Genomic DNA, 22578 nt, shown 5'->3' with positions numbered 1-22578 from the left:
TTACTCCGCAAAGCTCAGGTGGATGTTCAGGTGGTCGTCCACCCGGGCCGTCGCGCCTTCGGGGATGGCGAAGGTGGTGTCTTCCTGCGCGACGATGGCGGGGCCGTGGAAACTTGCGCCCCCCGTCAGGTCCGCGCGGTCATAGAGCGGGATCTCCTGCCACGCCCCCAGATGCACCGGCACATGGCGCGCGGGCCGGGCGGGGGCGGGATCGCCCGTCTCTGTCGGAAATTCGGGCTTCGGCCCGGCACCGATGGCGGACAGGCGCAGGTTCACGATCTCGATCCGGCCCTCGGGGTCGTCGAAATCGTAAAGACGCAGATGCGTGGCGTGGAAGGCCTGCGCGATGCGGGCGGGATCGTTCAGCCAGGCGGGTTCCAGATCGACCTCGATCTCGTAGCTCTGGCCGGCATAGCGCATGTCGGCGGACAGGCGCAGATCGGCGGCGCCGTGATGGCCCTGGGCGGCCAGCCAGGCGCGACCGTCATCGGTCAGCGCCCGGAACGGCGCGGTCAGATCCGCGCCCAGATCGGCAAAGACCGTGCGGATGAAGTCGCCGCGCAGATCGGCCACCAGACCGCCAAGCGCAGAGACCACGCCCGGACGGCGCGGGGCGATGACGCGCGAGATCCCCAGTTCGCGCGCCAGGAAGGCCCCCAGCATCGGCCCGCCGCCGCCAAAGGGCATCAGCGCGAAATCCCGCAGATCGACGCCGGCGCGCGAGGACAGCTTCTCGACCTCGACGAACATCTCGGAAATCGCGATGTCGAGGATCGCCTGCGCGGTTTCCTCGGGGCTGCGGCCAAGCTGCTCGGCCAAGGCAGCAACGGCCTGCCGGGCCAGCGCCACGTCCATCTGCAACTGGCCGTAGGCCATCTGGCTGTGGCCCAGCCAGCCGCAGACCGCCATCGCATCCGTCACCGTGGCCTGTGTCCCGCCGCGTGCGTAGCAGGCCGGACCGGGGTTCGATCCCGCCGATTCCGGCCCGACGCGCAGCACCCCCTGCGCGTCCACGCTGGCGATGGAGCCGCCGCCGATGCCGATGGAGCTGACTGAGACCGAGGGGATGTGCAACGGAAACTCGCCGATCAGCTCGTCCGATCCGAACTGCACCTGCCCGTCCACGATCAGCGCGAAATCGGCCGAGGTGCCGCCGATGTCCAGCGTCAGGATACGATCCTCGCCGGCCTGACGGGCCAGCCAGCTTGCGCCGATCACGCCGGATGCCGTGCCCGACAGCAGCATCGACACGCAGTCGCGCCGCCCCTCGGCCGCGGTCATCAGCCCGCCGTTCGACTTGGTCAGCATGGCGCGGGCCGGAACCCCCTGCCCCGCCAGCCGCGATTCCAGCGCCGTCAGATAGCCCGCGACGCGCGGGTGGACATAGCCGTTCAGGATCGCGGTCGAGCTGCGCTCGTATTCGCGGATCACCGGCCAGACCTCTGCCGAGGTGAAGACGAACAGATCGGGCGCCTGCGCCTCGATCTGCGCCTTGACGGCGGCCTCCTGCGAACCGTCGCGCCAGGAATGCAGCAGCGCCACGATCACCCCCTCGGCGCCTGCGGCCTTGGCGCGGGCCACGGCATCGGCGATGGCGACCCCATCGGGGGCGAGGGTCTGGCGGCCGTCGGCGCGCATCCGGGCGGGGATGCCGAAGATCATGTCGCGCGAGACCAGCGGGTCGGGCCGGTGGCAGAACAGCGAATACATCTCGGGCATCCGCAACCGGGCGAGCTCGATCACATCCTCGAAGCCCGCATTGGTGATCAGCGCCAGGCGCGCGCCCTTGCGCTGGATGATGGTGTTGATGCCGACCGTGGTGCCGTGCACGAAGCGGCTGACCGTCGCCGGATCCAGCCCCTCGCGTTCGGCCAGCAGCCGAAGCCCTTCCAGCAGTTCGGCGCCGGGATCGTCGGGCGTGGTCAGCACCTTCAGCGATGCGACGCGGCCCGAGGTCGCCTCCAGCGCGCAGAAATCCATGAAAGTGCCGCCGATATCGACGCCGATCTTCCAGTCCGCTACGGTCCCGTCCATTCCGCCACTCCGTCATTGGTCGAGGCGATGGAACCAGAAGCGGCGATCCGCGTCCAAGACGCAAAGCGGCGCGGGCTATAAGTCGGGCTTATGCCTTCGGATCGTGTCCCGCATCAGGCTTTCCGCGCGCGACAGCACGCGGCCCTTCAGCGTCAGCAGCGACAGGGGCAGCGCCGCATCGTCCAGCAGCGGGCATTGCCGGATGCCCGCGAATTGCGCCCAGGGCAGCAGGGAATCGACCACCGCAATCCCCAGCCCCGCCTGCACGAAGCCGACGGCGGTGATCGACATGTCGATTTCCAGGACCGGCTCGAACCGCAGGCCCTGGGCGCGGGCCGCCTGGGACAATTCGTGATGCGGCCGGGTCGCCGCGCGATAAGAGATCAATGCCTGATCCTGCAGGTCGGCAAGCCTGAGCCCGTCGCGGTCCAGGAACGGATGGCCCGGCGGCAAGAGACAGGTAAACCGCGTGCCCCCCAGCGGCTCGACGTCGATATCGGGCGGCATCGTGTCGTCCAGCGCCAGCGCCAGCATGGCATCCCCTGCGCGCAGCATGGTGATCAGCGAGGCGACCGGGGCGACATGGGCGCGCACCAGGATGTCGGGATGCGCCTTGCGATAGGCGGCCAGCACCTCCGGCAGGAAGGACATCGCCGGCGGGGGCGAGGCCGCGATGCGCACCAGCCCCGCCCGCCCCTGCCGCAGGTCGGCGGTCTTGCGGCGCAGCCCTTCCAGCCCGCCGAACAGCCGCTCGGCATCGGGCAACAGCTCCAGCGCCTCGGGCGTAGGGTGCAGGCGGCCCTTTTCGCGGGTGAACAGGGCGAAACCCAATTCGTCCTCGGCATGCAGCAGCACCTGGCTGAGGGCGGGTTGCGAGATGTTCAGCATCCGCGCCGCGGCGGTGATCGAGCCTGCGCGCATCACCGCCACGAACACCTCAAGCTGCCTGGCCCGCATCACCACCCCATAGGTTCGACTTATGGCTCACCCAAGAACCCGTCCTTGACCCTTCATGGCCCAGGGCGTTCCCTTGGGCAAGATTTTCGGGGGAACGCGGATGTCGGCGATCGTTCTGGGTGGCGGCTTGATGGGCAGCGCAACGGCGTTCTTCCTGGCGCGCCGGGGCATCGCCGCGACCCTGATCGACACCGGCCGCATCGGCGCCGGGGCGACCGTCGCATCTTTCGGCAACATCCGGCGCAGCGGGCGCTACCTGCCGCAATTGCCGCTGGCGCATCGCTCGCTTGCCCTGTGGCACCGGCTGGAGGCGCTGCTGGGCCGCGACGTGGAGTTTCGCGCAACGGGCCATCTGCGGCTGATCTTCGACCCCGAGGGCCTGGCCCTGATGCGCGGCTTTGCCGAAGACGCCCGGCCCTGGGGCTTGGATCTCGAAGAGCTGGGCCCGGACCAGATCCGGCAGCGCTTTCCGGGGCTTGGTCCGGAGGCCATCGCCGCGTCGTTCTCGCCCCGCGACGGCTCGGCCAACCCGCGCCTGATCGCGCCGGCCTTTGCCGATGCCGCGGCGCGGGCGGGGGTGCAGGTGGTGGACCAGGCGCAGGTGCTGTCCGTCAAGCCCGGCTTTACCGTCGAGACCTCGCGCGGGACCTTCCATGCCGATCGGTTGGTCAACTGCGCGGGCCATCACGGCGCGGCTCTGGCGGCGCAGTTCGGCGAACCCGTGCCGATCGAGGTTCGCGGCCCGCAGATGGCCGTGACCGAGCCCCTGCCGCACCGCATCCTGCCGGTCGTCGGGGTCTGGTCGGCGGATCACGGCGCCTATCTGCGGCAGGTCGAACGCGGCAATGTGGTCTTTGGCGGCGCGGTGGACCGGGCAGCGGTCGGCGCGGATGGCCGCGCCCATGCCGACCCTGCCCGCCTGCCCGCGCAATTGCGCGCCGTGGTGCGCCTGTGCCCGGCCCTGCGCCATGTTGCCGTTATCCGGCAATGGTCGGGGGCCGAGGGCTATGTCCGCGACGGCCTGCCGGTCATGGGCGCCTCGGGCACCACGGCGGGGCTGTTCCATGCCTTCGGTTTCTGCGGCCACGGCTTCCAGCTGGGCCCCGGCGTGGGCGATGCGATGGCGGAACTGGTCGCCACAGGCCGCTGCGAAACGCCGCTGGAGGATTTCCACATCGGGCGTTTTGCGGCATGAGCTCAGAATTTCGCCACCTTGCCCCATTGGCTGCCCTTGAAGCGGTCCAGCCGGTATTGCGCGATCTCGGTGATCGGCGTCCGGCCCAGGATCATGTCGGCCACCAGATGCCCGACCCCCGGCCCGATCCCGAAACCATGGCCCGACAGGCCCGCCGCCAGGACCAGGCCCGGCAGGCCGCAATCCGCGTCGATGACCGGCACCCCGTCGGGCGTGCTGTCGATGAAGCCCGCCCAGCTGGCCTGCACGGGAATGTCCCGCAATGCGGGCAGCAGGCGGCGGGCGCGGGCCAGCGTTTCCCTGACCAGGGCCTTCGACGGATGCGGGTCGAGAATCCGCACCCGCTCCATGGGCGTTTCGCGATCCAGGGACCAGCGGGCGCGGGTCTCGAACCCCGCAGCCCAGCCCTGCAGCCCGCCGGGGCGCAGGGCGCGCCAGCGTTTCGCGAACATCGGCAGGAAATGCCTGGCGCCGGCGATCATCCGCGGCGTCGGATCCACATTGGCCCGGCCCGAGATCGCCAGCGTATAGCCGCCATCGCCCCGGCGCGTGGCCGATACGGCAGCGGTGTGCAGGGCATCGGGCAGCCCCTCGGCCCCCGGCATCACCGACAGGATCGAACTGCGCACCGAGGCTTGCGGGAAGCCGATCCCCAGCTGGTGCAGGAAACTGCCGGCCCAGGCCCCGCCGGCCATCACCACCGTGCCGGTGCGGATCGTGCCGCGCTCGGTCACGACGCCCGCGACGCGGCCGGCCTCAAGCTCCAGCCCGCGGGCGGCGCAGGACTGGATCACATGGCCGCCATGCTTGACGATGCCCTGCGCGATCAGCGGTGCGGCGCTGGCGGGGTCGGCAATGCCGTCCGTGGGCGACCAGACGCCGCCCAGCCAGGATTTGCCGGTGGCGCGGCCGCGCTCGGCAGCCTCGGGGCCCGACAGCATCCGCGTGTCGATGCCTTCGCCTTGCGCGAAGCGGCCCCAGGCGGCCCAGCCTTCCAGCTCGGCGGGGTCATCGGTCAGATACAAGAGCCCGCAGCGGCGAAAGCCGATGCCGGGGCCCAGGTCGGCGGCCATCTGCTCCCACAGGTCCAGGCTGCGCGTGGACAAGGGCAATTCGCGGGCATCGCGGTTCTGCTGCCGGCACCAGCCCCAGTTGCGGCTGGACTGTTCCGCCCCGATGCGGCCCTTTTCCAGCAGCACCACGCTTTGCCCGGCGCGGGCCAGCCAATAGGCGGCCGAGACCCCGACAATGCCGCCGCCGATCACGACGCAATCGGCGCGGGCGGGCGGGTCTCCGGCGGTCTCGATGGACAAAAGCGGTGCGGGCATGGGGTTCTCCGGTCGTGTCACCGCAGGCTAGCGGCGGGTGGCCAGCCGCATCTGCCGCATCTCGCGGCGGCGGCGGCATTTCCTATCGAATCGCAGCCGGTTGGCAGCGAGGCCGAATTGCAGCAGAAGGGACCCGGAACGGGAAGGAAGATCGAATGGCACCGCCGCTGAAACTGGACCGCATCGATGTGAAGATCCTGGCCGAGTTGCAGAAGAACGGCCGCATCACCAATGTCGAGCTGGCCGATCTGGTCGCGCTGTCCCCCTCGCCCTGCCTGATGCGGGTCAAGAAGCTGCAGCAGGCCGGATACATCACCGGCTACAGCGCCCAGATCAACGTGGCGAAGCTGGGCGAGACGCTGACCGTCTTTACCGAATTCACCCTGAAGAACCACCGCCCGCCGGACTTCGCGCGCTTCCAGGAGGCGCTGGAAAAGATCGACAGCTGCATCGAATGCCATCTGGTGTCGGGCGGATACGACTATCTGGCGAAATTCGTGACCTCGGGGATCGTGGACTACCAGAACATCATCGAATCGCTGATCGACCGCGACGTCGGCGTGGACAAGTATTTCAGCTTCGTGGTCATCAAGACGCCCTTCGTCAAGACGCAGATCCCGCTGACCAGGCTATTCGCGGAACGGTCCTGACGCCCGGCCGGACGAAACAGGCGGCGCCCGCCGGGCCTGTGCGGTCCGGCGGCATCCGTGGACAGGACAGCTGGCCGCGAAGGCTTGGGCCCTTGCCCGTCGCAGCTACCGTCCCGCGAACTGCGCCATCAGGGCGGGGTCCTGCTCCAGCCCCTTCAGCCAGCCGGTATCCAGCTGGGGGATCGAGCCGATCAGCAGCCGCGAATAGGGATGCGCGGCCTCGGTCGACATGCGCGCGGCGGGCAGCGCCTCGACCACCCGGCCCTTCAGCATCACCAGGACCTCGTCGCAGATCGCCTCGACCGTGGACAGGTCGTGGCTGATGAACATGTAGGACAGGTTCAGCTCTCGCTGCAGTTCCTTCAGCAGGTCCAGGATGGCCGCCGCGACGACGGTGTCCAGCGCCGAGGTGATCTCGTCGCACAGGATCAGCTCGGGCTCGGCGGCCAGGGCGCGGGCCAGATTCACCCGCTGCTTCTGCCCGCCCGACAATTCCGAGGGCAGGCGGTGGCGCAGGTGGCCGGGCAGGCGCACCATGTCCAGAAGCTCGATCACCCGGGCATTGCGCGCGGCCCCGGTCATGCCGTGATAGAAGGTCAGGGGCCGGGCCAGGATCGTCTCGATCGACTGCGCGGGGTTCAGCGCGGTATCGGCCAGCTGGAAGACGATCTGGACGCGGCGCAATTCGTCCTTGCTGCGCTGTTGCAGCGCGGGCGCCAGTTCCTTGCCGTCCAGCAGCAGGTTGCCGCGATAGGCGGGCAGAATGCCGGCAATGGCGCGGGCGAGCGTCGACTTTCCCGATCCGGATTCGCCGATCACGCCCAGGTTGCGGCCACGTTCCAGCCGGAAGCTGACATCCTGCAGGATCTTCGCCGCCGGCACGCCGTCGCGGATCACGCCATAGCCCGCGCAGAGGTCCTGCACCGCAAGGATCGGCTCGGCCGCGTCGGGCCGGGCCACGGGGACATGCGGCACCGGCTCGAAGGCATCCAGAAGCTGGCGGGTATAGGGATGCTTCGGCGCGTGCAGGATCTGCTCGGTCGCGCCCTCCTCCTGCACCACGCCGTTCTTCAGCACAATGATGCGGTCGGCGATCTGGGCCACCACGGCCAGGTCGTGGCTGACATAGACCCCCGCCATGGCGCCCTTGTCCATGACCGACTTGAAGGCGCGCAGCACCTCGATCTGGGTGGTCACGTCCAGCGCGGTCGTCGGTTCGTCGAAGATCACCAGCGCCGGATCGCCGATCAGCGCCATGGCCGCCGACAGGCGCTGCAACTGCCCGCCCGAGACCTGGTGCGGATAGCGGCTGCCGATGGTGTCGGGATCGGGCAGCGCCAGGGCGCGGAACAGCTGCCGCGCCTTAGCCTCGGCCTGCTCGCGCGGCATCAGCTGGTGGATGGCGGTGATCTCGACCACCTGGTCCATGATGCGCTTGGCCGGGTTGAAGGCCGCCGCCGCCGATTGCGGGACATAGGACACCTCGGTCCCGCGCATGGCGGCGCGCTGGCGCTCGGGCATCGCCGTCACGTCGCGGCGGCCCACGCGGATGCTGCCGCCCTGGATGGCGCAGCCGGGCCGCGCATGGCCCATCAGCGACAGGGCGATGGTGGTCTTGCCCGACCCGCTTTCGCCGATCAGGGCCACGATCTCGCCCGGGGCGATGTCGAAGCTGACGCCCTTGATGATCTCGACCTCGCGGCCCGAGTCGGTCCTGGCGCCGATCTTCAGGTCGCGCACGGAAACAAGCGGCTGATCCATCATTCGCTCCTGTCGCGGATGCGGGTGGGCAGGTTGTCGATGAACATGTTGACCGAGATGGTCAGCGAGGCGATGGTGATCGAGGGAAAGATCACCGCCGGCGCCCCGAGGCTGAGGCCCTCGATGTTCTCGCGCACCAAGGCGCCCCAGTCGGCATTGGGCGGCTGCACGCCAAGGCCCAGGAAGGACAGGCCCGACAGCACCAGCACGATGAAGACGAAGCGCAGGCCCAGATCGGCCAGGACGGGGCCCAGGATGTTGGGAAAGATCTCGCGCAGGATGATATGGCCGAAGCCCTCGCCCCGGGCCCGGGCCACGGTGACGAAATCCATGGTGTTGACGTTGACCGCCAGCGCGCGCGCAAAGCGATAGGAGCCCGGCAGATACATGGCCGCCAGCGTCACGATCAGGATCGGGATCGAGGATCCGACGGCCGCCACCACGACCAGGCCGAACAGCAGGTGCGGAATGCCGTTGAAGGCGTCCAGGAAGCGCGACAGCAGCGTGTCGAACCAGCCGCCGACCACGGCCGCGATCATGCCCAGAAGCACGCCACCCGCGCAGGCCAGCATCACCGCGGCCAGCGCGATGCCGACGGTATAGCGCGTCCCCATGATGATGCGGGACAGGATGTCGCGCCCCAGATAGTCGCTGCCCATCCAGAACTGGCTGCTCATCGGGCCGAAATAGTCGAAATCGACCATGTCGCCGGGGGGATAGGGCGCGATCCAGGGGCCGATGATGGCGATCACCGCCCAGAACAGGATCACGGCCAGGCCGATGCGGCCCACCCAGTTGAAGGAATATCCCAGCCGGGCCGGGGTCGGAAGGCGCAAAGCAAGGGACATCAACGGCGCAACCTCGGGTTGGAGAGAATGGCAATCATATCGGCCAGCGTGATCAGCAGCAGATAGCTGATGCAGAAGATCATCGCGCAGCTCTGGATCAGGGGCAGGTCCCGGGTGGACACCGCGTCGACCATCAGCTTGGCCACGCCCGGATAGTTGAAGACCGTCTCGACGATGATCACGCCGCCGACCAGATAGGACAAGGACAGCGCCACCGCGTTGGCAATGGGGCCAAGCGCGTTGGGCAGGGCGTGGCGCAGGACCATCCGCGTCCGCGACGCTCCCTTCAGCAGCGCCATCTCCACATAGGGGGTGTTGATCGTCTCGATCACCGCGGCCCGCGTCATGCGGATCATCTGGGCCGAGACGACGAAGGACAGCGAGATGACGGGCATCGCATAGGCGCGCAGCATGTCACCGATGCTGTTCACATTGACCCCGAAGGACAGCGCCGGCAGCCAGTCCAGCCAGACGGCGAAGACCAGCACCGCCAGCGTCGCCACCATGAATTCGGGCACCGAGATGACGGAGATGGTCAGCACCGAGACCAGGCGGTCCAGCCAGGATCCGCGCCACATGGCGGCGGCGATGCCCAGGGTCAGCGCGACGGGCACGCAGACCAGCGTGACGATGCCCGCCAGGCGCAGCGTGTTCATCAGCCGCCCCGACAGCAGGTCGGCCACGGCCATCTTGTTGACATAGGACATCCCCAGATCACCCGTAGCAAGCCCGCCCAGCCAGGACAGGAAGCGCCAGATCGCCGGCTCGTCCAGGCCCATGGCGGTGCGCAGCCCGGCCACGGCCTCGGGGGTTGCGGCCTGACCCAGCAGCACCTCGGCCACGTCGCCGGGCAGCAGTTCGGTCGCGAAGAAGACTGCGAAGGACACGATCAGCAGCGTGATGAGCGCGATGCCCAGGCGCTGGCCGACCAGGATCCAGGTGGTTGCGGAACGCAGCATGTCACACCTCCATCAATGGGGATGCCCCTGCGCGCATTGCACAGGGGCGCGGGGCGTGGGGATGTCAGCCCTCCAGCCAGACATATTCGGCGAAGGCATAGCCCATCTGGCCGCCCAGGGGATTGGGGCGCATGCCCTTCATCTTCGCCGAATGCGCATCGACGTTGGAAATATAGGCGGGAATGATGGTGCCTGCCTCGGCCGCGATCATTTCCTGCATCTCCCAATAGATCGCCTTGCGCTTTTCCTCGTCCAGCAAGCCGCGCGCCTCGACCAGCATGGCGTCGAACTTCTCGGACTTGTAATGGCTTTCGTTCCAGGGCGCGTCGGATGCGTAAAGCAGCGAGAACAGGATATCCGGCGTCGGGCGCGGATTGATGTTGCCGAAATGGACCGGTGCCTTCAGCCAGTAGTTCGACCAGTATCCGTCGGACGGCACGCGCTCGATCTTGAAGGGCATGCCGGCTTGGGCGCCCGCCTGCTGGACGACCATGGCATAGTCAATGGCCGAGTTCGCCGCGTCCGAGGTGACGATGGGGATCGCCTGGCCCAGCACGCCGGCCTTTTCGAACAGCGCCTTGGCGCGCTCGGGGTCGAATTCGCGCGGCTTCAGGTTCGGGTTGTGATAGCGGTCCATGGCCGAGACGGGCTGGTCGTTGGCGACCTCGCCCAATCCGCGCAGCACGCCGTTCACGATGGCCTCGCGGTTCATCAGGTATTTCATGCCCTCGATGAAGTCGGCCTTGTCGCCCGGCGCCATGTCCAGCCGGATGTTGAGGTTGGTATAGTTGCCCGCCGTCGAGATCGAGCTGACGACATGGCCCTGCCCCTCGACCATGCGCATCGACCGCGGGTTGATCGCGGCGGCCAGGTGGATATCGCCCGACAGCACGGCATTGACGCGCGCATTGTTGTCCGAGATGGCGAAATATTCGAAGCTGTCCAGATAGGGGCCGGTGCCCTTGAAGTAGTTCGGGTTGCGCGTGCCGATGGACCGCACGCCGGGTTCGAAGGTTTCGCAGAGAAAGGCGCCGGTGCCGTTGGCCTTGCTGAAATCGCTGGTCCCTTCGGCCAGGATCATGAAATGGTGCAGCGACAGGATCGTGGGCAGGTCGGCATTGGCCGCCGCCAGCACGATGCTGACGGTGCGGTCGTCCACGGCGGTGATCTCGGCCATCTGTTCGGCGATGGCGGCGGCCTTGGACCCCACGGCCGGATCCTGATGGCGCTTGAGCGACCAGACCACGTCCGACGCCGTCAAGGTCTTGCCGTCGTGGAAGGTCACGTCGGGCTTCAGCCTGATCTGCCAGGTCTTGCCGTCCGTCGTCTCGATGGACTCGGCCAGTTCCATCTTCACCTCGCTGCCCTCCTCGAGGAAGGTCAGGCGGTTATAGAAGGCGCAGCAGCGGGTGTAGTCGGTGGACAGGGACGCCTTGGCCGGGTCCAGCGTGTCGGCGGTCGAGGCCGACCAGCCCGCGGCCTTCAGGTGCCCGCCCGTGACCGGGGTTTGCGCGACGGCCTGACCGGCGCGCAGCAGCAGCGACCCGCCCGCCGACAGCGCCACGCCCGACGCCATCAGCATCTTGAGCAGGTCCCGGCGCGAGGCGCCGCGGCGGATTGCGGCCTCGACCATCGCGTCGTCGCGGCCCGTCCAGTTGTTCGGCTTGAGGTCTTTCATGTCGTCATCCCTGTTGCTTGCCCGGCGGCTCTCGTGTCCGCTCGGGCGGGTGAAGTCAGTTGTCGAAGGCCTTGTCGGCGGCCTCGGCCAGGTCGATCAGTGCGTGAAAGTGGTAGTCGGGTTCGGTGAATTCCGCGGGTTCGATGGTCCCGCCATAGCCTTTCTGGGCATGGCGGCGCTGGATCCAGGCATTCGTCATGCCCAGTTGGCGCGAGATGCCGATATCGTGGTGCTGGCTTTGCGCGGTATGCAGGATGTCGTCCTTGGTCCCGCCATTCTTGCCGACGAAGTCGAAGACCTGCCGGAAGAAGGCCGGATCGGGCTTTTCGGTGCCGGTATCGTCGGTGGTGAAGCTGGCCCAGAAGGGATTGCCCAGCTTTTCCTCGTATTTCTCGAAGGCCCAGCGGCGGGCATTGGTCATGGCGATCAGCTTGTAGCGCGCCTTCAGCCGGGCCATCGCCTGGACGCTGTCGGGAAAGGGCTGCGCCTCGCCCACGGCGTCGATCATGAACCGGCGGTTTTCCGGCGTGTCGGGCAGGCCGGTCGCTGCCGCGATCCGACCGTAGCAGCGGCCCAGGTCGTCCGGGAAGCGCAGCGCGTCCGGCTGATAGCGGGCGTTGCGGTAAACCGCCAGCGCCTCCTCGCCGTCGACGGTCATGCCGGCATCGGCCGCGATCGTCGCCAGCGCGCCGGTGATCGCACCCTCGAAGTCGATCAGCGTGCCGACCACATCGAAGGTGACATAGGAAAAGCGGTCCAGGGGTCTTGCCGCCGTCAGGGTGGCCATGGGGTGAGCTTCCTTTCGCAGATGCCGCGGGCCGCGGCGGTCAGATCGGCGGACGCGCGGGTCGTCACATCCCCTCACATCCAGATTGCGCCATTCCGGGGCTGCAAAACGCCGAAACGGGCGGCCGGCGCAGCAGATTCTTTCGTATTGGGCGGGGGCGCGGCATATCGCGAGCGCCCTAGTATCCCCGGCTGCGGTCCACCAGCCCCGGCACCGGCTGTCCGTCGCGGTCGGCGCGGATGACGGCCAGGGCGTGGCGCGCGCCTTCCTCGGCATCGGTATGGGCGGCGATATGCGGGGTGATCAGCACGCGCGGATCGCGCCAGGCCCAGTGATCGGCGGGCAAGGGTTCGGGGTCGGTCACGTCCAGCATGGCGGCAGAAAGCCGGCCGCCGTCCAGCGCCCGGCGCAGCGCCGCCATGTCCAGCTGCGCGCCGCGCCCGGCATGGACCAGTCCCGCGCCCTGCGGCAGCCGGTCGAAGAAGCCGCTGCCCATCAGGCCGCGGGTTTCGTCCGTCAGCGGCAGCAGGCAGACCAGGATATCGGCCCCGGCCAGAAAGGCGTCCAGCCGATTCGCGCCGAAGATCTCGATCCCCTCGACCGGCCTGCCCGAGCGGCTGTATCCCGAAACGGCAAAGCCCAGGGCTTGCAGGCTTGCGGCGGCCAGGCGCCCGATCCGGCCCATGCCCATGATGCCCACGCGCCGCGTGCGCGCCAGCCGCGCCGGGCGGGGCTGCCATTCGCCGCGCGCGGCATGATCCAGATAGAACGGCAGATCCCGGTGCAGCGCCAGCGTGGCCATGACCACCCAGTCGCGCACCATGGCCTCGATCCCCGGCGCGATGGTGCGCGACAGCGCCACGCCCTCCGGCAAGGCCGGGAAATGGTCGGTGCCCGCGCCGACGCAGATCACCGTGCGCAGGTTCGGATAGCGCGCCAGATCGGCGGGCGGCGTCCAGCAGGCCAGATGCGTGACCTGCGCGGGGTCGGTCACGCTGGCCTCGTCGGCGATGAAGCCCTCGCCCGCCTCGGCGAAGATGCGCCCCCAGACGGCGCCGCGTTCGGGGGTGGAATGCAGCAGCAGCGCCATCAGCGCAGGACCGCGCGGATTTCCGGGTCTTCCAGCGTCAGATCCAGCACCTTGCGGGTGCGGGCGACGATCTGGTCGATCTGGTCCTCGGTGCAGCACAGGGGCGGCGCATAGCCGAAGATGCCCTGCGCAAAGGACCGCACGATCAGCCCCTGTTCCCAGGCCCGGTCGAACAGCCGCGTGGCGGGCTGGACCTCGGGCGGCAGAGGGGTCCTGGCCTCCTTGTCCACGACCAGCTCGACCGCCGCCAGCATCCCCCTGCCCCGCACATCGCCCACCAGCGGATGATCGCGCAGGCTTTCCAGCCCGGCCTGCAACCGCGCACCTGCGCGGCGGCCGTTTTCCAGCAACCCGCCTTCATAGAGCGCCAGCACCTCCAGTGCCACGGCGGCGCTGACCGGATGCGCGGAATAGGTGAAGCCATGGCCCACGGCCTTGGCCCCCGCGCCGTCGGCGATGGTCTCATAGACATGGTCGCGCATGAAGACCGCGCCCATCGGCACATAGCCCGAAGTCAGCCCCTTGGCCGTGGTCATCAGGTCGGGAACGATGCCCTCGTCCTCGCAGGCGAACAGCGGGCCGGTGCGGCCAAAGCCGGTGATCACCTCGTCGGCGACAAACAGCACGCCGTATTCCGCGCACAGATCGCGCATTGCCCTGATCCAGCCCTTGGGCGGCACCAGCACGCCGCCCGAGCCCTGGATCGGCTCGACATAGAAGGCGGCGACGCGGTCGGGACCAAGCGATTCGATCTTCGCCCGCAGTTCCGCGACCGAGGCCTCGGTCACGGCCTGCGGATCGCGGCCCGCCGGGTTGCGATACAGGTCATGCGACGAAATCTTGTGCTGCCAGTCATAGGGCACCCCGAAACCGTCGTGAAAGCCCGGCAGCGCCGTCAGCCCCGCCCCCATGGTGGTCGAGCCGTGATAGCCGTTGGCGACCGAGATGAACTGGTCGCGGCCCGGCTGGCCCTTGGCGTGCCAGTAATAGCGGATGAAGCGGATGGTGCTGTCCACCGCGTCCGATCCGCCCAGCGTGAAATAGACGTGGTTCAGATCGCCCGGGGCGCGTTCGGCCAGGGCGGCGGCCAGGCGGATCGGCGCCTCGGCGCCCAGGTCGAAATAGCCGGTGGCATAGGGCAGCTTGCGCATCTGCTCGGCGGCGGCCTCGACGATGCTTTCGTGGCCATAGCCCGCGTTCACGCACCACAGGCCCGCGAAGCCGTCGATCAGGGTGCGCCCCTCGCTGTCGGTGACGGTCGCGCCCTGCCCGCCGGTCAGGATGCGCACGCCGCGCTGTTCATGCCCGCGAAAGGACGAAACCGGGTGGATCAGGTGCCGGCGGTCAAGCTCGGCCAGGGAATTGCTCAGCATGGGGGTCTCCGGGTTCAGCCCAGGGCTTGCGAGATCAGGGCCTGGGTCGTGGGGGCTGGGGTGCGCGGGTTGCGGGTCATGGCGGTGCCACCGCCGGCATGGGCAAGGCCCAGCGTCGCCGCGAAGCCGTCAAGACCCTGTTCCGCGCGCAGATCGACACGCAGGAAGCTGCCTTCCCAGCGGCGCGCGGCCTCGGCCAGCAATGCGCGGGCGGTGGCGGTGTCGGGGGCGACAATCGGCCCGACCACGCGGCCGCGGCCGAAATCGCGCAGCAGGGCAAAGCCGGCATCGCAGGTCAGGACCTCGCCGCCGGCGGCGATGTCGCGCAACAGGGACGCGCGGTCCATGCCGCTGGCGGCGCGGTCGGCATCGGCGAGCCGGTCGATATCGGCGGGACGGCCGGTGGCGACGGGCCGTTCCGGCGCGGTTGCGACAGCAAGGCCCTGATGCTGAACGATCTGGCCGCTGGCCCGGAAGCCGAGTTTTTCGTAAAGCGGCAGCCCGTCCGCGGTGGCGATCAGGCGCATTTCGCGGTCGCCGGCCAGGGCGATGATCGCCTCCATCAGCGCGCGGCCCAGGCCCCGCCCGCGCATCGCCGCATCGACGATGATCATGTTCAGCGTGGCGACCGCGCCGAAGGGCGAACACAGCGCGGTGCCGACCACGCGGCCTTCGTCCAGCGCCACGACGCCCTGGGATACAGACAGGGTCAGCGCCCAGTCCTCGGCCCGGTGGGGCCAGCCGGCCTGCTGCGACAGGCGCAGCGCCTGCGGCAGATGGGCGGGGGTAAAGGCGGCAAGTGCAGGGGTGATGGTCGTGGTCATGCGCTTTGTCCTTCTTGGCACCATCCTGCCACGGGCGCGCCCGCAGGATTGCCGAACTGGCAAGGGCGCGCGGCATGTCCTGCGGATCGCAGAACGGCCGCCGCAGAAAATGCTGTCATGGGCAGAGCCGCCGCCCCAGGCGACGGATCAGGGCGCAGGCGTCCTGCAATTCGGCCATCGTCAGGTATTCCTCGGGGCGGTGCGCGCGGGCGATGTCGCCGGGGCCGCAGATGATCGCGGGGATCCCGGCCTGCTGGTAAAGCCCGGCCTCGGTGCCATAGCTGACCGCGCCCAGGGGCGTCGCGCCCGTCAGCTCGGCCAACAGCCGCGCCAGCGGGTGATCGCCGTCAAGCGCAAGCGCCGGATAGGAGGACAGCCAGTCCACGGCCAGCCCCCCTGCCGCCGCGACCACCGGCTCCAGGACCGCCCTGGGATCGACGCCGTGGATCGCGCGGGCCTCGATCTGCGCCTCGGCGCGGTCGGGGATGATGTTGACGGCCTGCCCGCCCGCGACGGTGCCGATCTGCAGGCTGGACCAGGGCGGCGCGAAGCGCGGGTCCTGCGGCCCGGATTGCAGCGCCACGGCCTGCGCCGCGGCTGCGTTCAGCGCCGGCAGCAGCGCGTGGATCGCGTTCGCGCCCAGGTCGGGGCGCGAGGAATGCCCCGCCACCCCCGTCGCCACCAGCCGCAGCGCCGCCTTGCCCTTGTGCGCCAGCACCGGCACCAGGCCGGACGGCTCGCCGATGATCACCCCCAGCGGCGGCGCGCAAAGCCCGGGCAGGGCCGCCAGCAGATGCGGCACGCCCCGGCAGCCCGCCTCCTCGTCATAGGAAAGCGCGATATGGACCGGCGCGGACAGCGGCATCGCGACCAGTTCGGGCACCATCGCCAGGGCGGCGGCGACAAAGCCCTTCATGTCGCAGGCCCCGCGCCCGATCAGCCGGTCGCCGTCGCGGCGCAAGACGAAGGGATCGGCCCGCCAATCCGGCTCGCCCGCCGGAACCACGTCGAGATGGCCCGACAGGACATAGCCGGGGCGCGAGGCATCGCCGATGCTGGCGAACAGGTTCCAGCGGTCGCCCTCGGGTCCGGGGACCAGCGCCGGCTCGATCCCGTGCCCGCGCAGGTAATCCGCCGCGAAGCCGATGATGTCGCCGTTCGGGCCGCCCACGACGCTGGGAAACCCGACCAGCCGGGCCAGAAGATCAGTCGGCGAAGACATAGATCTTGCGCACGGTTTCGATGGTTTTCCAGATGCCCTTGAAGCCGGGCTTCATCAGGAAGCTGTCGCCTGCGGTGAAGCGGCGCGTCTCGCCGCCTTCCTCGGTCAGATCGACCACCCCGGAGAGGATATGGCAGAATTCCAGCGCCTCGCCCTTGACGGAACGGGTGGTGCCGGGCGTCGCTTCCCAGATGCCGGTGCGGATCTTCGACCAGTTGCCCAGGGGCACCTCGTCCAGGGCCCAGGTCTTGAAGGCGGGGGCGCCCTCGATCAGCTTCTCCGGGGCGGCTACGTCCTCGCGCGGGGCAAAGGCCGGGGCGGTGTCGATGGGGGTCAGCAGGGTCATGGGGTTCCTTTCCGTTACGCCGCCAGCCTGGCCCGATCCGCGCAGGGTCGGGCACCGTTGTCGGGTCCTGGGCGGCAGGGCCTGCCGTCCATTGCCGGAATTTCGCAATCTCCTGCCGTCAGGCGCCCGACTGCCGCATGCGCTGTCGCAAGACCGCGCCAATGATGGATCAGACGGACCAACAGGAGGCCCCCATGGCGCTGCGCCCGAAATTCATTACCTTCGACTGCCACGGCACGATGATCTTCTTCGACATGGCGGGCGCCGCGCGCGACCATTACGGCGCGCAGCTCAGCGGCCCGCAGATGGAGAAATTCATCGCCAATTTCGCGGCCTACCGCCTGGACGAGGTGCTGGGCGCCTGGAAACCCTATGCCGAGGTCGTCCACAACGCGCTGGAACGCACCTGCAAGCGCAACGGCATCGCCTTCGATCCCGCGGTGGCCGAGGACATCTATGCCCGCGTGCCGACCTGGGGGCCGAACCTCGACGTGCCCGCGGGGCTTAGGCGCATTGCCGGGAAGATCCCGCTGGTCGCGCTGACCAATTCGATGAACGACCAGATCCCGCATAACATCGCCAAGCTGGGCGCGCCCATCGACCATGTCTTCACCGCCGAAAGCGCGGGCGCCTACAAGCCGCAGATGCGGGCCTTCGAATACATGTTCGACCAGCTTGGCTGCGGCCCCGAGGACGTGCTGCATGTGTCGTCGTCGTTCCGCTATGACCTGATGACCGCGCATGACCTGGGGATCCGCAACAAGGTCTGGGTCAATCGCGGCCATGAGCCGGCCAATCCCCATTACAGCTATACCGAGGTCCGGGACATCTCGGGGCTGGCCGAGGTGGTGGGGCTGTGACGAAATACGCATCCTATTGGCATGATGGCGTGCCGCCCTTTGCGGGCGCCGAGGCCGGCCCGGTCGAGGGACGCTTCGACGTGGCCGTGATCGGCGGCGGCTTCACCGGGCTGAACGCCGCCCGCAGCCTGGCGAAAGCCGGGGTGCGCGTGGCGCTGCTGGAGGCCGAACATGTCGGCTGGGGCGCGTCGGGCCGCAATGGCGGGCACCTGAACAACGGCATCGCCCATGGCTATGCCGATGCCAAGGCGCATCTGGGGGCAGAGCGCGCCCATGCCCTGTATCGCGCCTATGACCGGTCCATCGACATGATCGAGCAGATCGTGGCCGAGGAAGGCATCGCCTGCGATTTCCGCCGCTCGGGCAAGCTGAAGCTGGCCTCCAAGCCCAGCCATGTCGCGGGGCTGCGCGCGAATTTCGACCTGATCCATGCCGAGGTCGATCCCGACACCCGCTGGCTGGACCGCGACCAGATGCGAAGCGAGGTCGGGTCCGACAGCTTCCACGGCGGGATGCTGTACGAGAAATCCGCGATGATCCACATGGGCCGCTATGCCCAGGGGCTTGCGACGGCGGCGCATCGCCATGGCGCGCGGATCTGGCAAGGCGCGCCCGTGACCGGCCGGACAAGGCTGGCCGATGGCTGGCAGCTGCAGACCCCGCGCGGCGGCCTGGCCGCGGGCCGGGTGATCGCGGCGACCGGCGCCTATGGCACGACGGCGCCCTTCCGGCATTTCCGGCGGCGCATCATCTCGGTCGGGTCGTTCATCATCGCCACGCGGCCTCTGTCGGATGCCGAGGTCGCCGCCACCCTGCCCGGCGACCGGACCTGCGTGACCTCAATGAACATCGGCAACTATTTCCGCCTGTCGCCCGACAGGCGGCTGATTTTCGGCGGACGGGCACGGTTCTCGGCCCGGTCGGACCAGACCTCTGACGCGAAATCGGGGACGATCCTGCGCCGGTCCATGGCCGCGATCTTTCCGCATCTGGCGGATATTCCCATCGATTATTGCTGGGGCGGGCTGGTGGACATGACCAAGGACCGCTTCCCCCGCGCCGGAGAGGTGGACGGCATGATCTATGGCATGGGCTATTCCGGCCATGGCGCGCAGATGTCCACGCTGGTCGGGCAGGTCCTGGCGGACATCGCCCTGGGCCAGCGCGGCACGAACCCGCTGGAGGGCCTCGCCTGGCCCGCGATCCCGGCGCATAGCGGCAAGCCGTGGTTCCTGCCGCTGGTGGGGCTGTGGTTCGGGCTGAAGGACCGGCTGTCCTGATCGCGCGGGGACGGAAACGCTATCCCAGCGAATGCGATGCCAGGCCGTAGGTCACCGCCCCTTCCGCGGCGCGGCGGTGGGGGCCGATGCACATTTCCGTAACCGTGTCGAAGGCCACCAGCCCGGCATCGGTCAGGAAGGACAGGAAGCCGTCGCTGTCCACCGGCGTGTCGAGGCGCGTGAAACGTCCGGCATTCGCCCGGATCAGCGGGGCGATCAGGGCCTGTGCCATGGCATCCCCCTCGGCCACGACGGGACCGATCACCGTGCCCTTGCCGAAATCGCGCTGCAGCGCAAAGCCGCAGACGGCGCCGTCGCGCAGCGCGACCGTGCCGGTCGACAGGGGCAGCAGCGCGTCCAGAACCCGCGTTCGCTTTGCGCCATAGGCGTTTGCATCCAGGGCCCGAAGGCCCGCATCATCCTCTGCCCGCAGATCGCGGACCAGGATGCCGGGTGCGTCAACGGGCCCGATATCCCGCGCCATGCCCTGCTGCTGGCGGATGATGCCCACCGGCCGGAACCCCGCCGCCGCATAAAGGCGATACCCCGAATGCGTCGCGCTGAGCCGCAGATCCCGGCCCGCGCAATCGGCCATCACCCGCTGCAGCAGCCACTTGCCCGCCCCCCGCGCCTGCAACCGCGGCACCGTGACCATCATCCCCAGCATGGCGAAATCGTCGCCCGTCGGGAAATACATGGCCGATCCAAGGGGGCGCCCGATCTCGTCGACCGCCAGGTAGCCCTGCCCCAGCGACAGGAACAGATCCAGGTCGCGGGGACGATGCGGCCACAGCACCCCCACCGTCAACTCGTGCAGCAACTGCCGCTGCGCCATGCGCAGGGGCTTGGCGCTGGCATCATAGGCGTCGATGCGCAAATGCGGCACGGGGTTGCGATCACCAGCTGCCAATCCCGCTTCGTTCTGACCCATGTCGCCCCGCTTCCAGACCATTCCCCGGGCAGTATGCCCGCTGTTCCTCGCCATTTGATGCCGTATCACGGCCTGCAGGACAAAGATCGTGCCGCCGGGCCGGCCGCTTCAGGCGCGCCCGCATCGCTCGTGCTGAAATCCTCTGTGCCAGTGTCCGGGGAACGCGCGGTTTTAGCTTGCTGGCATAAGTGATGCGGAGGGCTGCGTGCTTGTCGCATCCCCCAACCCATCGTCGCCGTCCGGGGACCGGATCAATGAAACGATCGGTAACATGCAACCGGAATTGTTTCCGAGAGGCATCGGTAAACAGTCTGTTACAAATTCGGCCTTGGCGGAAACCTCTCGACACAGACGAGACCAACGATGGAAACGCCCAGCGGCTATGTCGGAACCATGCGGAAAAACCGGCACCGTTCCTGATCCTCGGCTACCTCCCGGCCGTCAACGCAGCAAAACTCGGCCCGTCAAAGCACTCCAAAAAGGATGAAAGGGGGGGTGTTTCCCGAGACTATGTAAAAAGGAAAATATCGTGAAAGTCATTCCCCTGCTTGCCCTGGTGGCCACGCTGGCCGCATGTTCGGAAAAGGATGAACCGACGGGGCATATCTACCGCTATCCCGGCGGCACTGCCCCCGCGACTGTCGAGCCTGCGGCACGCAGCGGCCGCAGCGTGGCGGTCGATTATCACAACCACGCATTGCCGAAACCCGATGAGGGCCAGCACTGGGAATTGCAACCCGGCGCCTTCCTGCTGGTGGATGCCTCCGGGCAAGTGCTCTCGACCGTGCCGGCGCGTTACTCCGGGCTGTGAGATTGCGGATCTCGCAAAAAAGGCGGCGACCGGATTGCCCGATCGCCGCCTCTTGCCTGACCCGTGGAATGATCAGCGAAGAATGTCCGAAACCAGTCCCAGAACCTGCACGACTTTCATGGTGTTGGAATCGACCAGAACCACGCGCTCATCCATCACGCGATAAGCGCGGCCGGCCGTCGGTTTTGCCAGCCTGCGGCCCTCGGAAGTGTTCAGAGAGCGACCGCTGCGCGCGACGTCGCCAATTTTCGGCCCCCTGCTTTGCTGTTTCGCATCCGAGGCGGAATGCTTTTGCGCCCCCAGGCTTTTGGGCCCGAGCTCGGCTTTTTTGCCCGGCTCGGTTTTGACCGCGCAATTCCGGTCCCCCTGCGCGCAACGCGCGGAAGGGTCCGCAAGTGCCGGCGTCGTGCTGATGTGAAGCAGCGCCAAGCCTGCCAGAATGATGATCTTTCTCATGGGAAATTCCTTTCGGCGTTACCGGTTGGCCGGGCCAAGGATCTGCGCGATCCGCTTGGTCTTCTGGTCCACCAGCACGACCTGGTCATGGACGACACGATATTCCTGACCCCGCGGCGGCGCAGCGAAACGGCTGTTGGCCGCGCGCTGGAAGGGACGACCGTCACGGATGCTGTCGCCTACGCGCAGGGCTTTGCGCCCGTCGGGGGCGTGCTTGCCTTTCGCGTTGCGCGGCGGTGCCTCGGCCGGGCGGGGCTTGTGCTCGCCGCGTTTGACCTCGGCCGGAGGCGGGGGTGCCTTGCGCTCGCTGCGCTTGGCCTTGCGCGGGGCGTCCTTGGACGGAGGCGCGGGGCATTTGCGGTCGTTCTGCCGGCATTCCGGCGGCGGGCCGTCCGGGCGGGTTTCGGCCATGGCCATCTGGCCGCTGCCCAGGGCCGTTGCCGCGATCGCGGTCATCATGAAAAAGCGACGCATTGCATCTGTCCTTGCTGTTCTGCGGTCTGGAAGAAAGGCGCGTCGGGCGCCCTTGCCCGACGCAGGCCGGTTCAGCGCGCCGGCGCGGGGTGATGCCGGGGACCGGGCTGCTGCCGCCCCGGGCCTTCGTGGCGCGGGCCGTGCGGGCCGGGACCAAAGCCCGGATCGACCTGCTGCAGCCTCTCCAGCTGTGCCGGCTCCAGCGACCCGCGCAGCGCGGTCGCTGCCGCGAGCAGCGCGCGGGCCTTCTCGGCGCGGGCCAGCGCATGTTGCGCCATGCGCTCGGCGGCCAGCGGCCGGGCCTGATCGGCCGGGGGCTCGCCGCCCTCGGCACGGGCGTCGGGAGCCGGCGGTTCGAGGAAGGCGATCAACGCCTGGCTGTAATCGCGCCAGGCATCCTGCTGCTCTCCGGTGATGCCCAGATAGGTCTCGGTCGCGGCAAGATGCGCGGCAAGGCCAAGAGCCGGCGTCATGCCTGCCGGGCCGGGCCGGCCGATATGGGGACGGAAGACGTCGTCTCGACCATGAGGGGCCCCGGCAGGACCAGGCTGGGGACGCGCCGGTTCCTCCGCCGGGGCGAGGGGTGCCTCGCCGGCGTTCTGCGCCGTCGCGGCAAGGGGGATGCCGGCCGCGCCCAGCAGGGCGGTCATCGCCAGAGCTTTCATCGGGATATTCTTCATCGGACAGACCCTTTCATCGGTTGCGATGCCGATG

At 68.5% G+C, this 22578-nt stretch carries 22 protein-coding genes; 5 read left to right on the top strand and 17 right to left on the bottom strand.

The annotated features are described in order from the left end of the window. Positions 1 to 2034: a hydantoinase/oxoprolinase family protein gene (locus PARJ55_RS0108990; protein WP_028712729.1), complete on the bottom strand. Its 2034-nt coding sequence runs from the start codon at positions 2032 to 2034 to the stop codon at positions 1 to 3. 75 nt (positions 2035 to 2109) lie between these two features. Continuing rightward, on the bottom strand, positions 2110 to 2991 hold the full coding sequence (locus PARJ55_RS0108985) for a LysR family transcriptional regulator (protein WP_028712728.1): 882 nt from the start codon (positions 2989 to 2991) through the stop codon (positions 2110 to 2112). Positions 2992 to 3091: 100 nt separating this feature from the next. Here PARJ55_RS0108985 and PARJ55_RS0108980 point away from each other — a divergent pair, with 100 nt between their 5' ends. Beyond that, the gene (locus tag PARJ55_RS0108980) at positions 3092 to 4186 is read left to right on the top strand and encodes an FAD-binding oxidoreductase (protein WP_028712727.1); all 1095 of its coding nucleotides are present in this window, start codon (positions 3092 to 3094) and stop codon (positions 4184 to 4186) included. Positions 4187 to 4188: 2 nt separating this feature from the next. On the opposite strand, the gene PARJ55_RS0108975 is transcribed toward PARJ55_RS0108980, so the two are convergent. After that, entirely contained in the window at positions 4189 to 5514 is a 1326-nt protein-coding gene (locus PARJ55_RS0108975) for an FAD-binding oxidoreductase (RefSeq protein WP_028712726.1), read from the bottom strand. A gap of 155 nt (positions 5515 to 5669) precedes the next feature. Here PARJ55_RS0108975 and PARJ55_RS0108970 point away from each other — a divergent pair, with 155 nt between their 5' ends. After that, positions 5670 to 6164, top strand: coding sequence for an Lrp/AsnC family transcriptional regulator (locus PARJ55_RS0108970; RefSeq protein ID WP_198019337.1), 495 nt, complete (start codon positions 5670 to 5672; stop codon positions 6162 to 6164). Between the two features lie 105 nt (positions 6165 to 6269). On the opposite strand, the gene PARJ55_RS0108965 is transcribed toward PARJ55_RS0108970, so the two are convergent. The 10 genes from PARJ55_RS0108965 to PARJ55_RS0108920 all read right to left on the bottom strand — a co-directional run bounded on the left by PARJ55_RS0108965 (position 6270) and on the right by PARJ55_RS0108920 (position 17052). Next, positions 6270 to 7925: an ABC transporter ATP-binding protein gene (locus tag PARJ55_RS0108965; protein WP_028716728.1), complete on the bottom strand. Its 1656-nt coding sequence runs from the start codon at positions 7923 to 7925 to the stop codon at positions 6270 to 6272. Further along, positions 7925 to 8773: an ABC transporter permease gene (locus PARJ55_RS0108960; protein WP_028712724.1), complete on the bottom strand. Its 849-nt coding sequence runs from the start codon at positions 8771 to 8773 to the stop codon at positions 7925 to 7927. The genes PARJ55_RS0108965 and PARJ55_RS0108960 overlap by 1 nt, the downstream gene beginning before the upstream one ends. Beyond that, a complete protein-coding gene (locus tag PARJ55_RS0108955) occupies positions 8773 to 9732 on the bottom strand; it encodes an ABC transporter permease (RefSeq protein ID WP_028712723.1) in 960 nt (319 codons plus the stop codon). Before PARJ55_RS0108955 ends, PARJ55_RS0108960 begins: the two co-directional genes overlap by 1 nt. A 64-nt stretch (positions 9733 to 9796) precedes the next feature. Further along, positions 9797 to 11410, bottom strand: coding sequence for an ABC transporter substrate-binding protein (locus PARJ55_RS0108950; protein WP_028712722.1), 1614 nt, complete (start codon positions 11408 to 11410; stop codon positions 9797 to 9799). 55 nt (positions 11411 to 11465) lie between these two features. Continuing rightward, the gene (locus PARJ55_RS0108945) at positions 11466 to 12197 is read right to left on the bottom strand and encodes an HAD-IA family hydrolase (RefSeq protein ID WP_051416214.1); all 732 of its coding nucleotides are present in this window, start codon (positions 12195 to 12197) and stop codon (positions 11466 to 11468) included. A gap of 178 nt (positions 12198 to 12375) precedes the next feature. Beyond that, a complete protein-coding gene (locus PARJ55_RS0108940; protein ID WP_028712720.1) occupies positions 12376 to 13287 on the bottom strand; it encodes a glyoxylate/hydroxypyruvate reductase A in 912 nt (303 codons plus the stop codon). Beyond that, the gene (locus PARJ55_RS0108935) at positions 13287 to 14660 is read right to left on the bottom strand and encodes an aspartate aminotransferase family protein (RefSeq protein WP_028712719.1); all 1374 of its coding nucleotides are present in this window, start codon (positions 14658 to 14660) and stop codon (positions 13287 to 13289) included. Before PARJ55_RS0108935 ends, PARJ55_RS0108940 begins: the two co-directional genes overlap by 1 nt. A 14-nt stretch (positions 14661 to 14674) precedes the next feature. After that, positions 14675 to 15484 (bottom strand): GNAT family N-acetyltransferase, encoded by an 810-nt coding sequence (locus PARJ55_RS0108930; RefSeq protein WP_028712718.1) that lies wholly within the window; start codon positions 15482 to 15484, stop codon positions 14675 to 14677. Between the two features lie 115 nt (positions 15485 to 15599). Next, positions 15600 to 16706, bottom strand: a complete 1107-nt coding sequence (argE, locus tag PARJ55_RS0108925) for an acetylornithine deacetylase (protein WP_028712717.1) — start codon at positions 16704 to 16706, stop codon at positions 15600 to 15602. Continuing rightward, positions 16690 to 17052: a cupin domain-containing protein gene (locus tag PARJ55_RS0108920; RefSeq protein WP_028712716.1), complete on the bottom strand. Its 363-nt coding sequence runs from the start codon at positions 17050 to 17052 to the stop codon at positions 16690 to 16692. The genes argE and PARJ55_RS0108920 overlap by 17 nt, the downstream gene beginning before the upstream one ends. A gap of 161 nt (positions 17053 to 17213) precedes the next feature. Here PARJ55_RS0108920 and PARJ55_RS0108915 point away from each other — a divergent pair, with 161 nt between their 5' ends. Next, positions 17214 to 17912 (top strand): haloacid dehalogenase type II, encoded by a 699-nt coding sequence (locus PARJ55_RS0108915; RefSeq protein WP_051416213.1) that lies wholly within the window; start codon positions 17214 to 17216, stop codon positions 17910 to 17912. Next, on the top strand, positions 17909 to 19192 hold the full coding sequence (locus PARJ55_RS0108910) for an FAD-binding oxidoreductase (RefSeq protein ID WP_028712714.1): 1284 nt from the start codon (positions 17909 to 17911) through the stop codon (positions 19190 to 19192). The genes PARJ55_RS0108915 and PARJ55_RS0108910 overlap by 4 nt, the downstream gene beginning before the upstream one ends. 19 nt (positions 19193 to 19211) lie before the next feature. On the opposite strand, the gene PARJ55_RS0108905 is transcribed toward PARJ55_RS0108910, so the two are convergent. Beyond that, positions 19212 to 20123 carry a GNAT family N-acetyltransferase gene (locus PARJ55_RS0108905; RefSeq protein WP_198019336.1) on the bottom strand — a complete coding sequence of 304 codons (912 nt, stop codon included), beginning with the start codon at positions 20121 to 20123 and terminating at the stop codon, positions 19212 to 19214. Between the two features lie 529 nt (positions 20124 to 20652). On the opposite strand from PARJ55_RS0108905, the gene PARJ55_RS0108900 reads away from it, so the two are divergent. Further along, positions 20653 to 20934, top strand: coding sequence for an RcnB family protein (locus PARJ55_RS0108900; RefSeq protein WP_028712712.1), 282 nt, complete (start codon positions 20653 to 20655; stop codon positions 20932 to 20934). A 72-nt stretch (positions 20935 to 21006) separates the two neighbouring features. On the opposite strand, the gene PARJ55_RS0108895 is transcribed toward PARJ55_RS0108900, so the two are convergent. From PARJ55_RS0108895 to PARJ55_RS21760, 3 genes are all read right to left on the bottom strand, one after another. Next, positions 21007 to 21390 carry a hypothetical protein gene (locus PARJ55_RS0108895; protein ID WP_028712711.1) on the bottom strand — a complete coding sequence of 128 codons (384 nt, stop codon included), beginning with the start codon at positions 21388 to 21390 and terminating at the stop codon, positions 21007 to 21009. Positions 21391 to 21408: 18 nt separating this feature from the next. Continuing rightward, positions 21409 to 21846, bottom strand: a complete 438-nt coding sequence (locus tag PARJ55_RS0108890; protein ID WP_198019335.1) for a hypothetical protein — start codon at positions 21844 to 21846, stop codon at positions 21409 to 21411. Positions 21847 to 21935: 89 nt separating this feature from the next. Continuing rightward, positions 21936 to 22544 carry a Spy/CpxP family protein refolding chaperone gene (locus PARJ55_RS21760; RefSeq protein ID WP_051416212.1) on the bottom strand — a complete coding sequence of 203 codons (609 nt, stop codon included), beginning with the start codon at positions 22542 to 22544 and terminating at the stop codon, positions 21936 to 21938. Between the last annotated feature and the right edge of the window lie 34 nt (positions 22545 to 22578).

It is taken from the genome of Paracoccus sp. J55 (assembly GCF_000513975.1).
Taxonomy (GTDB): domain Bacteria; phylum Pseudomonadota; class Alphaproteobacteria; order Rhodobacterales; family Rhodobacteraceae; genus Paracoccus.
The sequence above is the reverse complement of the archived record's forward strand: the minus strand, read 5'-3'. Positions and strand labels throughout refer to the sequence as shown.

Excerpts from the sequence above, each read along its gene's own strand:
- PARJ55_RS0108990 (WP_028712729.1), bottom strand. The coding sequence starts at position 2,034 with ATGGACGGGACCGTAGCGGACTGGAAGATCGGCGTCGATATCGGCGGC.
- PARJ55_RS0108985 (WP_028712728.1), bottom strand. The coding sequence starts at position 2,991 with ATGCGGGCCAGGCAGCTTGAGGTGTTCGTGGCGGTGATGCGCGCAGGC.
- PARJ55_RS0108980 (WP_028712727.1), top strand. The coding sequence starts at position 3,092 with ATGTCGGCGATCGTTCTGGGTGGCGGCTTGATGGGCAGCGCAACGGCG.
- PARJ55_RS0108975 (WP_028712726.1), bottom strand. The coding sequence starts at position 5,514 with ATGCCCGCACCGCTTTTGTCCATCGAGACCGCCGGAGACCCGCCCGCC.
- PARJ55_RS0108970 (WP_198019337.1), top strand. The coding sequence starts at position 5,670 with ATGGCACCGCCGCTGAAACTGGACCGCATCGATGTGAAGATCCTGGCC.
- PARJ55_RS0108965 (WP_028716728.1), bottom strand. The coding sequence starts at position 7,925 with ATGGATCAGCCGCTTGTTTCCGTGCGCGACCTGAAGATCGGCGCCAGG.
- PARJ55_RS0108960 (WP_028712724.1), bottom strand. The coding sequence starts at position 8,773 with ATGTCCCTTGCTTTGCGCCTTCCGACCCCGGCCCGGCTGGGATATTCC.
- PARJ55_RS0108955 (WP_028712723.1), bottom strand. The coding sequence starts at position 9,732 with ATGCTGCGTTCCGCAACCACCTGGATCCTGGTCGGCCAGCGCCTGGGC.
- PARJ55_RS0108950 (WP_028712722.1), bottom strand. The coding sequence starts at position 11,410 with ATGAAAGACCTCAAGCCGAACAACTGGACGGGCCGCGACGACGCGATG.
- PARJ55_RS0108945 (WP_051416214.1), bottom strand. The coding sequence starts at position 12,197 with ATGGCCACCCTGACGGCGGCAAGACCCCTGGACCGCTTTTCCTATGTC.
- PARJ55_RS0108940 (WP_028712720.1), bottom strand. The coding sequence starts at position 13,287 with ATGGCGCTGCTGCTGCATTCCACCCCCGAACGCGGCGCCGTCTGGGGG.
- PARJ55_RS0108935 (WP_028712719.1), bottom strand. The coding sequence starts at position 14,660 with ATGCTGAGCAATTCCCTGGCCGAGCTTGACCGCCGGCACCTGATCCAC.
- PARJ55_RS0108930 (WP_028712718.1), bottom strand. The coding sequence starts at position 15,484 with ATGACCACGACCATCACCCCTGCACTTGCCGCCTTTACCCCCGCCCAT.
- argE (WP_028712717.1), bottom strand. The coding sequence starts at position 16,706 with ATGTCTTCGCCGACTGATCTTCTGGCCCGGCTGGTCGGGTTTCCCAGC.
- PARJ55_RS0108920 (WP_028712716.1), bottom strand. The coding sequence starts at position 17,052 with ATGACCCTGCTGACCCCCATCGACACCGCCCCGGCCTTTGCCCCGCGC.
- PARJ55_RS0108915 (WP_051416213.1), top strand. The coding sequence starts at position 17,214 with ATGATGGATCAGACGGACCAACAGGAGGCCCCCATGGCGCTGCGCCCG.
- PARJ55_RS0108905 (WP_198019336.1), bottom strand. The coding sequence starts at position 20,123 with ATGGGTCAGAACGAAGCGGGATTGGCAGCTGGTGATCGCAACCCCGTG.
- PARJ55_RS0108895 (WP_028712711.1), bottom strand. The coding sequence starts at position 21,390 with ATGAGAAAGATCATCATTCTGGCAGGCTTGGCGCTGCTTCACATCAGC.
- PARJ55_RS0108890 (WP_198019335.1), bottom strand. The coding sequence starts at position 21,846 with ATGACCGCGATCGCGGCAACGGCCCTGGGCAGCGGCCAGATGGCCATG.
- PARJ55_RS21760 (WP_051416212.1), bottom strand. The coding sequence starts at position 22,544 with ATGAAGAATATCCCGATGAAAGCTCTGGCGATGACCGCCCTGCTGGGC.